The organism is Arthrobacter sp. FW306-05-C, assembly GCF_021801725.1.
GTDB lineage: Bacteria > Actinomycetota > Actinomycetes > Actinomycetales > Micrococcaceae > Arthrobacter.
The window spans coordinates 3591437-3605231 of the sequence record NZ_CP084556.1; the positions used below are offsets into that span (position 1 = coordinate 3591437).

Sequence of the window (13795 nt, forward strand, 5' to 3'; positions counted from 1 at the left end):
GTCAAACCCGGGCCTGCCGCCGCCCGTGCCACCACAGCAGCAGTCCCACCACGGCCGCGGAGAGCATTCCCAAAGCACCGGTGGCCACCAGTCCGGTCCGGACGCCGAACTGTTCGGTCAGCCAGCCGGCCAGGAGCCCGCCGCACGCGTGGCCGCCCAACAGGAGCGGCAGGTACAGCGCCATAAACCGGCCGCGGATGGCGGGCCCGGCCTCCAGCTGGACGACGGTGGCGGCACTGGTCAGGAACAGCAGCGTCATCATGCCCACCACCACCAGCATGCCGATGAACAGCACCACGTTGGGCATCAGTGCGGCCACCAGCTGCGACAGACCGAAGAGGCCCGCCGCGGCCACGATGCCCTTGCGGCCCATGTTGCCGAGCCGGGCCGCCAGGAGCGCACCGGCCAGGGTCCCAACGGCACTGACGGTGTTGAACAGGCCGAAGCCTTCCACGCCGTTGTGCCACACCTGCTGCGCGAACGCGGCAAGGACAACGGGTCCGTTCATTCCAAACGCGCCCATGAGCCCCGCCAGCAGGATGAGGAGCAGCAGGCGCGGCCGCTCCCTGACGTAACGGAACCCGGCGAGCACCTGTCCGCGCCCCCGCGCGGCCGGCGCGGTGGGGTGCAGTTCGTGGAGTCGGACGGCGGCAATAAGGCCCAGTATCACCAGGCCAATCAGCGCATTGGCGGCGAAGGCCGCTGCAGGCCCTGCCTGCGCAATCAGCACGCCACCCAGCGCCGGCCCGGCCATCGCCCCCAGCTGTGACAGCGCGTTGTTGAGTCCGATGGCGGGCCGCAGCGCGGCGTCGCCCACCACCTCGTTGACGAAGACCTGGCGGGTGGGCTGGTCCACCGCGGCGATGATGCCCAGGGCAACGCAGCTGGCGTAGACCACCCACACGGTGATGGTGCCGCCGGCAGCCCAGGCCGCGAGCCCCAGGCCCAGCAGGACGATGATGGACTGGCACACCATCATGATCCGGCGCTTCGGAAAGATGTCCACCACCAGTCCGGCGAGTGGACCCACCACGAGCATGGGCAGGAATTGGAGGGCGACGGCGGCGCCCACCGCAGCGGGGCTTCCGGTCAGCTGCAGCACTAGCCAGTCCTGGGCCAGGCGCTGCATCCACACGCCGAGGCTGCCGGCCAGCTGCATGGCCAGGAAGAGCCGGTAGTTGTGCTGCCTTAGGGGGTGGTACCAGCGGGGCTGGCTGCTGACGGCTTGTTCTGACTGGAGGGAGCGCGTGCGGCGGGCAGGCACAGTCAGCGTTTGGTGCGGCCGGAGCGCAGCTTCACTGCGGCGGCGGCCAGGATGAGGGTTCCGGGGACGACGACGAAAAGCGCGGCGAGCATCCAGACGAAGACCACGGCACAAAACAGGGCGGCGGCCAGCAGCAGCGACCCGGTCCAGTCACGGAGGGAGAATGCCTGGCCGCTTTCGAGGGCCCGGCGCCAAGTGTCCTTGCCGGTGGTTCCGGCGGCTGCAAAGTCGGACCCTGCGTAGTCGGACCAGGCGGATGCGGTGCGCAGCAGCACGATGGCGGCGCCGGCGGCAAGGATGAGCGTGGCGGGAAGGACCAGGCCGCGGCCGGGGAGCTGCCCAACCCAGGCGAGCAAAAGGTTGAGGACAATCACGACGGCGGCTGCCGCCGTCGTGCTGCCAAGTTTCCAGCTGCCCGGCAGGGCAGCTTTAAACAGGCACCACAGGCCGCGGACGGAATCGTCCCGGCCGTTCAGGTGCCGTTCGAGGTGGGCGGTCCCGGCGGCGTATGCGGCCGGGATGGTGACGAGCGGGAGGGACAGCACCAGCACCAGCACCCCTGCCAAAAGGGTTTCGGAGAACAGGGCGAACCGGTTCACCGGGATGGGTTCGTGCCTGGATGCGGGTGTGGTGCTGTCCATAACGCTCATTTTCTTCCTTTGCTGCCTTTAGCCTTTGAGTCCCTGGGTGGAGACGCCTTCGACGATGTACCGCTGGAAGATCAGGAAGAAGATCAGCACGGGGAGCAGGGCCAGGACCGACATGGCGATCATGGCGCCGTAGTCCGAGGACTGGGTCTGGTCCACGAAGAGCCGCAGGGCCAGCGGCAGCGAGTACTTGTCCGGGGTGTTCAGGTACAGCAGCGGGCCCAGGAAATCGTTCCAGCTCCAAATGAAGGAGAAGATGGAGGTGGAGATCAGGGCCGGCTTCATCAGCGGCAGCATGATGGAGAAGAAGATCCGGGCGTGCCCGGCGCCGTCGATCCGGGCCGCCTCGTCCAGCTCCGTGGGCAGGCCGCGCATGAACTGGACCATGAGGAAGACGAAGAACGCGTCCGCGGCCAGGAACTTGCCGATCAGCAGCGGCACGTACGTGTCCACCAGGCCCAGCTGCTGGAACACGATGTACTGCGGAATGATCACCACGTGGAAGGGCAGCAGCAGGGTGGCGATCATCATGCCGAAGAAGATGCTGCGGCCGGGGAAGTTGATCCGGGCGAACGCGTAGGCCGAAACGGACGCGGACAGGATGGTCCCCACCACGGCGCCGAGGGCCAGGATCAGCGAGTTGGTGAAGAACTGCAGGGTGGACACCCCGCCGATCCCGTCCATGGCGGTGACGAAGTTGTCGAAGCTGAAATTGTTGGACCACAGCGACGTGTTCTGCCCGCCGATTTCGGAGTTCGGCTTGAAGGACGACGCGATCATCCACAGGCCCGGGTACAGCACGATGGCCGTGAGGATGAGGGCCGCGGCGTGGAAGACCACGCTCTTGGCCCGCTTGGCCCCGGTGGACTCTGACTTCGGGTTGTAGGCCGGGACGGTGTCCGGAGTGGACTGGGTGGGAGTTGCCATGGTTGTCATCGTGAATCACCGCTGTAGTGGACCCAGGACTTGGACGTGCGGAAGAAGATCAGCGTGATGATGCCGACCACGACCACCAGCAGCCAGGCCATGGCCGAGGCGTAGCCCATCCGGAAGTCGCTGAAGCCGCGCAGGTACAGGTAAAGGGTGTAGAAGAGGGTGGATCCGGCGGGGCCGCCGTCGCCGTTGGAGATGATGTAGGCCGACGCGAAAACCTGGAAGGCGTGGATGGTTTCCATCAGCAGGTTGAAGAAGATCACCGGGGAGAGCATGGGCCAGGTGATGTTGAAGAACTTCCGCACCGGGCCGGCGCCGTCCATGGACGCTGCTTCGTAGAGCTCGCCGGGGATCTGCTTGAGCCCGGCCAGGAAGATCACCATCGGGGCGCCGAACTGCCACACCGTCAGCAGGATGAACATCGGCATGGTCATGGCGGGGTTGCCCACCCAGCCGCCCAGGTTGATTCCGAAGAAGGACAACCCCTGGTCCACGGGCCCGGAGTCCCCGAACATCGCCTTCCAGACGATGGCGATGGACACGGACGCGCCGATCAGCGACGGCGCGTAGAACGCCGAGCGGTAGAAGCCCTGGCCGCGGCGCTTGCTGTTCAGCAGCATGGCCACCGCCAGCGCGGCCGCGAGCTTCAGCGGGGTGCCGAAGACCACGTAGGACAAGGTCACGCCCACGGACTGCAGGAACCGTTCGTCCTGGAACAGGGTGGTGTAGTTGTCCAGGCCGATCCACTTGGGCGCCTCAAACAGGTTGTAGTTGGTGAAGGACAGGTACAGCGAGGAGATCATCGGCCCTACCGTCAGGGCGATGAATCCCAGCAGCCAGGGCAGCAGGAACGTGTAGCCGGCACGGGCGTCCACCCCGTTGCGCTTCGACTTGCGAAGCTGCACGGGAGCGGACGACGCCGAACGCCTGCTCAGGGTTGGGCTTGAAGTCACGAGATCATTCCGTCAGTCGTGGAACCAGGGCGGGAGGGCATGGCAGCCGGATCAGGCGTTCTGCTTGATGACGTCTTCGGCTTCCTTGAACCACGCGTCGACGGCACCGTCAACGGTGACCTTGCCGTAGTTAAGGTCGGAGGCGATCCGGCCGAACGAAGCTTCCAGCGTTCCGAAGCCGACGATGGGCGGCTCCGGGGCATCCTTGAGGTACTGCTCGATGGACTTCTCATAATCCACCACGAGCTTGTCGGCGCCGTCGAAGGTGGTACCGTCGCGCTGGGTCTTGGATGCGGGGACGCCGCGGGAGGTCTTGAAGATCTGGCCCACCTCGGGGTCGTTGACCATGAAATCGATGAAGCGCGCGGCAGCATCCTTGAACTTAGTCTTGGCGCTTGCCACCATCAGCATGGAAGGCTTGAGGAACAGGCCCAGGTTGTTGGGGTCATCCGACGGCACGGGCACCAGCTTGAGTTCCTTTGCGCCGCTGTCCCCGAGGTAGGCGGCCATGAAGTTGTCCCAGGTAACCTCGGCAGCACTGACGTTCGAACCGAACGGCGACTTGGGCTTGAGCTGGGTCACCCTCTCTTCCGGAACGATGGCCTGGGTCCCGCGAAGCTTCGAGTTGAGGTTCCACCAGGTTTTCAGGTCGTCCTTGCTGAAACCCAGCTTCCCGTCGCTGTTGAAGGCCTGCATGTTCTTCTGCCGGAGCCAGATGTTGAACTGCCACCACACGCCGGTGAAGTCCGTGGACCCGTAGAGGGTGCCGTTGCCCTTGTCGCCAACTTCCTTCAGGAATGACTGGAATTCGGACCAGGTCCACTTGCCGGTGGGCTCGGCAATGCCCAGGGAGGCAAGCTTGGCGGGGTCGTAGTAGACGGCGAAGGCGTTGGTGCTGGTGGGGATGCCGTAGGTCTTGCCCTTGATCTGGCCTGAAGGCAGGAGGGACTTCTCGAAGGCGTCCGTGTTGATCTTGACCGTGCTGAGGTCCAGGAGCTGGTTGCGCTGGCCGTAGTCGCGCAGATATGACAGGTCCCACTGCATGACGTCCGGCAGCCCGCCGCCGGCGGCCTCGGTGGCCCGCTTCTGCCAGTATCCGGCGAAGTCGGTGAAGTTTCCGTTGACCTTGATGTCCGGGTTCTTCGACTCGAACAGGGCAATGGCCTTGCGGGTACGCTCGGCGCGGTCGTCGTTGCCCCACCAGGTGTAGTTGATGGTGACGGGCTTGTCTGCGGAACCGGCCTGGCCGGACGAACCGGATCCGTTCCCACAAGCCGACAGTGCTGCTGCGGATGCGGTACCAATGGCCACGGTTGTGAGGAAATGCCTTCTGTTGATCACGGGAGCCTCCTTGCTCAATGGGTGTTTGCCTTTTCTCGGTCTACAACGGCGGTAGTGAGCTGGCTTACACGGCTTCTGAAACGATACAATAGCGATATTCGCAGGATTGGGCAAGCGTTTTCCAAAGGTCTGACCATTAGTTCGTTCCATCTACCCAGCTGACAAAGGAGTCCCATGACTGAACAGGCAACCCCTGGACCGTCGAGCGTTTGGAGCAAAGTCGAAGGCATCGCTTTCGGCGGTGATTACAACCCGGAGCAGTGGCCCGTCAGCGTCCGGCTGGAGGACCTGGAACTCATGCAGGAGGCCGGCGTGAACTTCCTCAGCGTGGGAATCTTCTCCTGGGCACTGCTCGAACCGGCAGAGGGCAAGTACGACTTCGGGTGGCTGGACGACGTCATGGACAACCTCGCCGGAATCGGCGTGAAGGTGGCGCTGGCCACCGCCACCGCTGCTCCCCCCGCCTGGCTGGTCCGAAAGCATCCGGAGATCCTGCCGGTCACCGCTGACGGGACCGTGCTGGGACCGGGCTCCCGGCGGCACTACACGCCGTCGTCGGCCGTTTACCGCCGCTATGCCACAGGCATCACCCGAGTCCTGGCCGAACGGTACAAGGACCACCCGGCCCTGGCGCTGTGGCATGTGGACAACGAGTTGGGCTGCCACGTCTCGGAGTTCTACGGCGAGGAGGACGCGGCAGCCTTCCGCGCCTGGCTGGAACGCCGGTACGGAAGCATTGAGGCCCTCAATGCTTCCTGGGGCACGGCATTCTGGTCCCAGAACTATGGCTCCTTCGAAGAAATCCTGCCGCCCGCCATCGCCCCAACCACGCTGAACCCGGGCCAGCAGCTGGACTTCCAGCGCTTCAACTCCTGGGCACTGATGGACTACTACCGGAAGCTGGTGGCAGTCCTGCGCGAAGTCACCCCGGACATCCCGTGCACCACCAACCTGATGGCCTCCAGTGCCACCAAGTCCATGGACTACTTCGACTGGGCCAAGGACCTGGACGTCATCGCCAACGACCACTACCTTGTCGCCGCGGACCCGGAACGGCACGTCGAACTGGCGTTCAGCGCGGACCTCACCCGGGGCATTGCGGGCGGTGACCCGTGGATCCTGATGGAACATTCGACGTCGGCTGTGAACTGGCAGCCGCGCAACCAGCCCAAGATGCCCGGCGAGATGTTGCGCAATTCCCTGGCCCACGTGGCCCGCGGGGCCGACGCCGTCATGTTCTTCCAGTGGCGGCAGAGCTTTGCGGGCTCGGAGAAGTTCCACTCGGCGATGGTGCCACACGGCGGACGGGACACCCGCGTGTGGCGGGAAGTGGTGGAACTCGGCGCCGCACTGAAACGGCTGGAGCCGGTGCGGGGTTCGCGGGTCCAGTCGCGTGCGGCCATTGTCTTTGACTACGAGGCGTGGTGGGCCAGCGAAATCGATTCGAAGCCCAGCGTGGACGTCAAGTACCTGGACCTGCTGCGGGCCTTCCACCGCGGCCTGTTCCTGCGCGGCATTTCGGTCGACATGGTGCACCCCTCTGATGCCCTTGAGGGGTACGACCTGGTGCTGGCGTGCACCCTGTATGCCGTGTCCGACGACCACGCTGCCAACATCACCGCTGCCGCGGACGCCGGTGCCACGGTCCTGGTCAGCTACTTCAGCGGAATTGTGGACATGGAGGACCACATCCGTTTGGGCGGCTACCCGGGGGCGTTCCGGGAACTCCTGGGGGTTCGGGTGGAGGAGTTCCACCCCCTGCTGGCCGGAGCGCAGCTGAAGCTGAGCGACGGCACTGTTTCGTCCATCTGGAGCGAAGATGTCCACCTGGCCGGCGCCGAGGCCCTGCAGACCTTTACCGAGTACCCGCTGGAGGGTGCGCCCGCCCTGACCCGTCGGAGCGTGGGGTCCGGTGCCGCCTGGTACCTTGCCACCTTCCCGGACCGCCACGGGATCGACGCCCTCCTGGACAAACTGCTGGCGGAGTCCCTGGTCTCCCCCGCGGCCGTGGCCGATCCCGGCGTGGAGCTGGTGCGGAGGCGTTCGGCCGACGGACAGAGTTTCCTGTTCGCCATCAACCACACCCGGGCGGATGTCTCCGTCTCGGCCACGGGAACTGATCTCCTGACGGGGGAGTCTTTCGGCGGCACCGTTCCGGCCGGCAGCGTGGCCGTGATCGCGGAGGCGTAGGCGCGCGGACAGAAGTCCGAGGGCGGCACCTCCCCCGGTGCCGCCTCCCCACCGTCGCGGGGCACTTTGGGCACTATTTTCGTGCAAACCACGACGACGGCCGGCGAGTCCGTGTCAAAGTGCCCCGTTTTGGAGGACTCACCTTAGTCAGCCCTGCCGACTAGCTGCTGATAGCTGATTTCATTTCATCCGTTGCCTTCTTCCCGGCGTCCTCCGGGGACAGCCGTTCGAAGAGGACTTCCGACGTGTACCGCTTGATGATTTCCTGGATGGCGCCGGCGCCCTTCGGCGGCGGCGCCGGGGCCTCCCCGAGCTCATCTTTGATTTGATCGATGAACTTGACCACCTTGACGTCGGCAGGGGTGAGCTTGGACTGGATGGCTGCCCGGACCTCCGAGTTCGGGTAGACGCCGCGGTCCGCCAGGAGCGCCTCGCCGGCTTTGACGTTGTTGGTCAGGAAGTTAATGAACTTTGCTGTTTCCTGGGGGTGCCTGGTCCGGGAGGAAGCAGACCAGAACTGCGACGCCTTGTACCAGAGCTCGGCGTCGGCGGCGGACCCCGTCTTGGTGGGGAAGCGCAGGATCTTCAGGTCTCCGCCGCTGGCCTTTTCCAAGGCAGGGGCCTGGTTGGACCACCAGAAGGCCATGCCGTTCCTGCCGGTCGCCAGCCCGCTCTGGTCAAGCGGAGCGGCCTCGGCCTCCACCACCTCGGAGGCTGAAGGCACGGCCTTCTCCTGGCTGAGCTTCTTCAGGAAGGCCCACCATTCGGCGATGTCCCCGGGCTCGAAGCCCAGCTTGCCGTCCGACGTGTACAGGGACTTGCCGTTCTGCCTGAGCCACACGCCAAGGGAGGCCTCGTCGGTTCCATAGGCGGCCGCACCGTAGGTTCCCTTGGGGGACTTGGCGGTGATGTCGGCGGCGATCTTGCCGAAGTCCTCCCAGGTCCACTTCGTGTCGTCCGGAAGCGGGACACCGGCGGCCTGGAAGACGGCCGGGTTGGCCAGGATGGTGGCGGCGTTGATGCCGGCGGCAATGCCCGTCAGGCCCTTCTCGCCCTTGCCGGCGTTGAGTGCAGCCTCGTCCAGTTTGGAAGTGTCGATCTCGTACTTGGAAAGGTCCAGGAGTGCCCCGCGGCTGGAATATTCGGTGATGTACTTTTCGTCCATCTGGATGATGTCCGGAGCATCATTGGCCGCCACCTGGGTGGCCAGCTTGTCCCAGTATCCGCTCCAGTCGCCGAACTCCGGCTTGATCTTGATCTTGGGGTTCTCTGCTTCGAACTGGTTGATGGCTTCCTGGGTGAGCTGGGCGCGCTTGTCGCCGCCCCACCAGGAGAAGCGGAGCTCGACAGTACCGTCCGCGTTCTGGGGGGCTGCTCCCCCGCCGCAGGCACTGAGGGCCATAACGGCGGCAACTGCAGCCGCAACGGCGCCGGCTTTACGGGTTCGGCCTTGGCGGCCGTGGCGCAGTGCGCCTGAAGTGGGTGCCCCTGCCCGCTGCTTTGCAGCAGCTGCAGGACGGGGAAAAAGCGGCACTGTGTACTCCGATCTTCTTTGATCCAGGTGCGGGTGGTGTTCCAAGTGGGGACTCGGTTCCGACTCAGCGATAGGGCCGAGCGGATGCGTTATGAAAGCGCTTTCTAGATCTAATGCTACAAGTCCACAACTTGTAATACAAGAAGCCTGAGTCGTGATCTTGAAAGATTTCGAACGGCGTGGACGGACGAACGGCCCGCCGCAAGGACGGGCCGTTCAGGGATATGGAAGTTGGAGGGCTGGGTTACTTGATGCCGGTGGTGGCGATGCCCTTGATCAGGAACCGCTGGCCAAAGAGGAACACCAGGAAGACCGGCAGCAGGGAGACGATGGACATGGCGAACAGGGATCCCCAGCTTGTGGCCGACTGCGAATCAACGAAGGCCCGCAGCGCCACCGGGACGGTGAACATATCGGGGTCCGTGAGGTAGATCAGGGCCCCGAAGAAGTCGTTCCAGGTCCAGATGAAGGTGAAGATGGTGGTGGTGGCCAATGCCGGCACCATGAGCGGCAGGATGACCCGCAGGAAGATGCGGGGATGGCCGGCGCCGTCGATGCGTGCTGCTTCATCGAGTTCGCGGGGGGTTCCGCGGATGAACTGCACCATCAGGAAGACGAAGAACGCGTCCGTCGCCAGCAGCTTCGGCACCAGCAGCGGCCAGAACGTGTTCACCCAGCCGATCTGCGAAAACAGGATGTACTGCGGAACGATCACCACGTGGAACGGCAGCATGATGGTCAGCAGCATGATGCCGAAAAACAGCCGCTTGCCCGTGAACTGGAGCCGGGCGAAGGCGTAGGCGGCCATGGAGCACGACACCAGGTTTCCCAGGATCGAGCCGATCACCACAATGGCCGAGTTCAGCATGTAGTGGCCGAACGGGTGCGTCAGGGCCGACCACCCCGAGGTGTAGTTGCTCATTTCCAGGCTGTTCAGCCACAGGCCGGGCTCGCGGAAGATCATCTCATTGGGGCGGAGCGAGGACACCACCATCCACAGGAGCGGGTAGATCATCAGGGCGCCGGCAAGGATGAGGATGCCGTGCTTCATCAGCGATTTGCCTCGCTGCGCGCGGCTGAAGGCCAGTGTTCCCCGGGACTCACGGACCCTGGGCTTGCGGTTGTTGGGCTTGCCGGCGCCGGCGGACTTCCTCTCCGGGGTGGGCAGCGTCTCAAGCTTAGTCGTCATAGAAAACCCAATACTTAGAAGCGATGAAGTTGATGGCGGTGAAGACACCGATGATGAGCAGCAGTACCCATGCCATGGCCGACGCGTAGCCCATGTCGAACTGGCCGAAGCCCTTTTGGTAGAGGTACAGCGTGAAGAACATGGTGGAGTCGGATGGGCCGCCGTTGCCGCCCGAGACAATGAACGCCTGGGTGAACGACTGGAATGAACCGATGATCTGCAGCACCAGGTTGAAGAAGATGATCGGACTCAGCATCGGCAGGGTGATCCGCCAGAACTGCTGCAGCGTGGTGGCGCCGTCAACCTTGGCGGCCTCGTAGTACATGTTTGGGATCTGCCGCAGGCCCGCCAGGAAGATGATCATGGGGGCGCCGAAGGTCCAGACGTGCAGCAGGATGATCGATCCCAGCGCCGTGCTGGGATCCGAGATCCAGCCCGGACCCTGGATGCCGAACATGGCCAGGACCTGGTTGACCAGGCCGGTGGTGCCGAAGATCTGCTTCCACAGGATGGCAACGGCCACGGAGCCGCCCAGGAGCGACGGCAAGTAGAACACCGAGCGGTAGAACGGAAGGCCGCGAAGCCCCTTGTCCAGGACGAGGGCGATCAACAGCGCCACAGCCAGCTGCAGCGGAACGCCCACGAAGACATAGGTAAACGTCACGCGCAGTGAGTTGTGGAGCCGGGCGTCGCTGAGCATTCGGGTGAAGTTGTGCAGCCCGGTCCATTCCGGCGGCTGGAGCAGGTTGTAGTCCGTAAAGGACAGGTACAGGGACATCAGCATGGGGCCGATGGTGATGGCCACCAGGCCCACCAGCCACGGCAGCAGGAAGATGTAGGCGGCCTTGTTGTCCCGCCGGTTGGCCTTCTTTTCGGCAGCGGTGGCTTTGCCCTTCCGCCGGGTGATGGAGCTGAGTTCGCTGATGGCGCTCACGGAAGCTGCTCCGTCCTGGGGATGTGTTTTGCGGCCATGTGGTCTCCTTTGGTCATCGTGGCCTCCACGTTGTTTCATCGCAGGGCGATGGGGTATCCGGCACCCAGGCCCGGCCCGGCTCCTGCCCGTGAGAGCTGAAGCGGTTCCGGCGCCGCGGGGGCCGTATGAATTGCGGCTCCGTACCAAAGTAAACGCTTTCTTGACTCCTGTATAGCCCTTTGTTAGTTTTTGAGAAAACGCTTTCTGTTACCGCCGTCACTCGAGCACAATCAACCCGCCAAGGGGCACAACAATGAAGTTTGGTCTCAAGAAATCCGTCCTGGGCATCACCGGCGCCTTCGCCGCGGCCGCGCTGGCCCTCACCGGCTGCGGCAGCAGTCCGCAGGCAGGAAAAGTGGGGACGGCAGAAGATCCCGTCACCATCCGGTTCGCCTGGTGGGGCAACGATTCCAGGGCCAAAACCACCATGGAAGTGATCAAGGCGTTCGAGGCCGCGAACCCCACCATCAAGGTCCAGGGCGAGAACACCGAATTCAGCTCCTACTGGGACAAGATGGCCACCCAGATTGCGGGCGGGACCATGCCGGACGTCATTGCCATGAGCGGCGCCTATCCCAGCGAGTACGCCAGCCGCGGAGTCCTGCTGGACCTGGACAAGGTCAAGGACCAGATCGATACGTCCAAGTTCGCGGAAGGCACCGTGGACCTGGGCAAGATCGACGGCAAGCAGTACACCATCACCGCGGGCGTCAACTCGATGTCCATGGTCCTCGACCCCAAGGTCTTCGAGGCCGCCGGTGTTGCCATGCCGGATGACGAGACCTGGACCTGGGACGACTACGCCAGGATCGCTGCCGAAATCACGCAAAAGTCGCCGGCCGGAACGTTCGGCACCACGCCCATGGCCAACGATTCCTTCCTGGCCGTCTGGGCCCGCCAAAACGGGAAAGCCCTCTACACAGACGACGGAAAGAAGATGGGCATCAGCGAGGACACCCTGACCCGCTGGTTCGAGCTCAACAAGAAGCTGACGGAGACCGGCGGCGCCCCGTCTGCCTCGCAGACCGTGGAGGACGGTTCCGCGCAGCCCGAAATGACCCTGATGGGGCAAGGCAAACAAGGGATGAAGATTTCCTGGAGCAACCAGATGACCTCCTACTCCGGCTCGCCGCTGGTCATGGTGAAGCTCCCGGGCGAAAGCAAGACACCCGGCGCGTGGCTGCGCTCCTCCATGGAATACGCCATCTCGTCCAAGTCGCCACAGTCCAAGGAAGCTGCCCTCTTCATCAACTACCTGGTCAACAACATGGACGCAGCATCCAAGATCAAGAGTGACCGGGGAATGCCCGCCAACACTGAACTCAAGGCCGGCATCACTCCTATGCTGAAGGAAACCCAGCAGAAGGAGGCCGCCTACCTGGACCGCATTGCCGCCATGAAGATCGAAGCTCCCAAGCCGTTCCCGGCAGGATCATCGGCGACCATGGAGGTTTTGAACCGTTACAACACGGATGTACTCTTCGGAAAGATCTCTCCGCGCGATGCTGCCAAGGGCATGATCTCCGAGGTCAACCAGAACCTCGCCTGACCCCAGCAACCAAACCCGCCCAGCACCCGGAACCACGGCAGTAAGGAGGCCAGCCACGTGACTCCAACAGCACGGCCCAGCGCCATTGCCGGCTATGAGGACTGGCCCGACTACGTCCGGGAGCATCCGCTCCACGCAGCCTCCAGCGCTGCGGCGCAGGAGCTGGCGGACGCGCTGGGCGTCCCGGACCGCGGTACACTTCCTGAGGTAACGGTGCACTGGGAGGAAACGTACGAGGGCGCCACCACCTCCCAGCTCAGCTGGCAGTTGGGCTTCGGTCCACGGACTACGGGCTGGCTGGTGAAGCCGGCCGGGAGTCTTGGTCCGCTGCCGGGCGTCCTGGCACTGCACTGCCACGGCGGGAACAAGTTCGGCGGGGCCGACCGGCTGGTGGAACTCCCGGACAACCACCCGTCGGCTGCCGCTGCCCGCGCAGGACGCTATGACGGCCGCGCCCTGGCCACCGACATCGCCCGCCGGGGATTTGCCGTCCTGGCCCACGACACATTCGCGTGGGGCAGCCGCAGGTTCAACCTCGAAACTCCCCCATGGCGGACGGCCTCCGCAACAGCGGCGAGGCGGGCGCAGTGGCGGGAGGACGGCGTAGTGCCTTCCGAGGCGGAGGAATACAACGCCGCTGCCGGCTTTCATGAAGACACCGTTGCCAAGGCAGCCGGCCTGCTGGGCACCAGCCTGGCCGGCATGGTGGCGCATGACGACCTTGCCGCCCTGGACATCCTGGCATCACTCCCGGACGTCGACCAGGACAGGCTGGGCTGCATCGGCTTCTCGGGCGGCGGCGGCCGCTCCCTTGCCCTCGCCGCCCTCAGCCCGCGCGTCCGGGCCGCTGTGGTCACCTGCATGATGACCACCTTCGAGTCGCTCTTCCCCGCCTACCTGGACGCGCACTCCTGGCTGCTGCAGACTCCCGGCCTGTGGAAACTGGGCGATTGGCCGGAGCTCACCTGCCGGGCTGAAACGGCCCGGTTCCTGGTGCAGTACGCCCTGGCGGATGAGCTGTTCCCGGAGGACGGGATGCGCCAGGCGGACCGACTGCTGGAATCAATGCACACCGGCACGGACACCTACACCGGCAGCTTCTGGCCGGGCGGGCACGTGTGCACGGCGGCCATGCAGGACGAGGCCCTCGATTTCCTGGCCAAGACGCTGGCCTCTTGACCCCCTTTCCAACAGCACAAGTTCCAACAGCACAAGGACTTAC

Annotated in this window: 11 protein-coding genes; 3 read left to right on the forward strand and 8 right to left on the reverse strand. The window is 64.4% G+C overall.

Going from position 1 to position 13795, the window contains the following annotated elements; translation table 11 throughout:
- Window position 1: 1 nt before the first annotated feature.
- The 5 genes from LFT44_RS16705 to LFT44_RS16725 form a co-directional block, all read right to left on the reverse strand.
- Window positions 2–1159, reverse strand: a complete 1158-nt coding sequence (locus LFT44_RS16705) for an MFS transporter (RefSeq protein ID WP_442863785.1) — start codon at window positions 1157–1159, stop codon at window positions 2–4.
- A 107-nt stretch (window positions 1160–1266) separates the two neighbouring features.
- On the reverse strand, window positions 1267–1914 hold the full coding sequence (locus LFT44_RS16710; RefSeq protein WP_236799545.1) for a Poxvirus protein I5: 648 nt from the start codon (window positions 1912–1914) through the stop codon (window positions 1267–1269).
- Window positions 1915–1932: 18 nt separating this feature from the next.
- Entirely contained in the window at window positions 1933–2847 is a 915-nt protein-coding gene (locus LFT44_RS16715; RefSeq protein ID WP_236799546.1) for a carbohydrate ABC transporter permease, read from the reverse strand.
- A complete protein-coding gene (locus LFT44_RS16720; RefSeq protein ID WP_236799547.1) occupies window positions 2844–3797 on the reverse strand; it encodes a carbohydrate ABC transporter permease in 954 nt (317 codons plus the stop codon). Before LFT44_RS16720 ends, LFT44_RS16715 begins: the two co-directional genes overlap by 4 nt.
- A gap of 51 nt (window positions 3798–3848) precedes the next feature.
- Window positions 3849–5138, reverse strand: a complete 1290-nt coding sequence (locus LFT44_RS16725) for an ABC transporter substrate-binding protein (protein WP_236799548.1) — start codon at window positions 5136–5138, stop codon at window positions 3849–3851.
- Window positions 5139–5312: 174 nt separating this feature from the next.
- On the opposite strand from LFT44_RS16725, the gene LFT44_RS16730 reads away from it, so the two are divergent.
- Complete coding sequence (locus LFT44_RS16730) at window positions 5313–7328, forward strand: beta-galactosidase (RefSeq protein WP_236799549.1); 2016 nt, start codon at window positions 5313–5315, stop codon at window positions 7326–7328.
- A gap of 160 nt (window positions 7329–7488) precedes the next feature.
- Here LFT44_RS16730 and LFT44_RS16735 read toward each other — a convergent pair whose 3' ends face one another.
- The 3 genes from LFT44_RS16735 to LFT44_RS16745 form a co-directional block, all read right to left on the reverse strand.
- A complete protein-coding gene (locus LFT44_RS16735) occupies window positions 7489–8862 on the reverse strand; it encodes an ABC transporter substrate-binding protein (RefSeq protein WP_236799550.1) in 1374 nt (457 codons plus the stop codon).
- A gap of 244 nt (window positions 8863–9106) precedes the next feature.
- A complete protein-coding gene (locus tag LFT44_RS16740; RefSeq protein WP_236799551.1) occupies window positions 9107–10051 on the reverse strand; it encodes a carbohydrate ABC transporter permease in 945 nt (314 codons plus the stop codon).
- On the reverse strand, window positions 10041–10985 hold the full coding sequence (locus LFT44_RS16745) for a carbohydrate ABC transporter permease (RefSeq protein ID WP_236799552.1): 945 nt from the start codon (window positions 10983–10985) through the stop codon (window positions 10041–10043). The genes LFT44_RS16740 and LFT44_RS16745 overlap by 11 nt, the downstream gene beginning before the upstream one ends.
- Before the next feature lie 292 nt (window positions 10986–11277).
- Between LFT44_RS16745 and LFT44_RS16750 the strand changes: the two genes are divergently transcribed.
- Window positions 11278–12573, forward strand: a complete 1296-nt coding sequence (locus LFT44_RS16750) for an ABC transporter substrate-binding protein (protein WP_236799553.1) — start codon at window positions 11278–11280, stop codon at window positions 12571–12573.
- 57 nt (window positions 12574–12630) lie between these two features.
- Window positions 12631–13752 carry an acetylxylan esterase gene (locus LFT44_RS16755; RefSeq protein ID WP_236799554.1) on the forward strand — a complete coding sequence of 374 codons (1122 nt, stop codon included), beginning with the start codon at window positions 12631–12633 and terminating at the stop codon, window positions 13750–13752.
- The last annotated feature ends 43 nt before the right edge of the window (window positions 13753–13795 follow it).

Excerpts from the sequence above, each read along its gene's own strand:
- LFT44_RS16750 (WP_236799553.1), top strand. The coding sequence starts at position 11,278 with ATGAAGTTTGGTCTCAAGAAATCCGTCCTGGGCATCACCGGCGCCTTC.
- LFT44_RS16705 (WP_442863785.1), bottom strand. The coding sequence starts at position 1,159 with ATGCAGCTGGCCGGCAGCCTCGGCGTGTGGATGCAGCGCCTGGCCCAG.
- LFT44_RS16730 (WP_236799549.1), top strand. The coding sequence starts at position 5,313 with ATGACTGAACAGGCAACCCCTGGACCGTCGAGCGTTTGGAGCAAAGTC.
- LFT44_RS16710 (WP_236799545.1), bottom strand. The coding sequence starts at position 1,914 with ATGAGCGTTATGGACAGCACCACACCCGCATCCAGGCACGAACCCATC.
- LFT44_RS16715 (WP_236799546.1), bottom strand. The coding sequence starts at position 2,847 with ATGACAACCATGGCAACTCCCACCCAGTCCACTCCGGACACCGTCCCG.
- LFT44_RS16740 (WP_236799551.1), bottom strand. The coding sequence starts at position 10,051 with ATGACGACTAAGCTTGAGACGCTGCCCACCCCGGAGAGGAAGTCCGCC.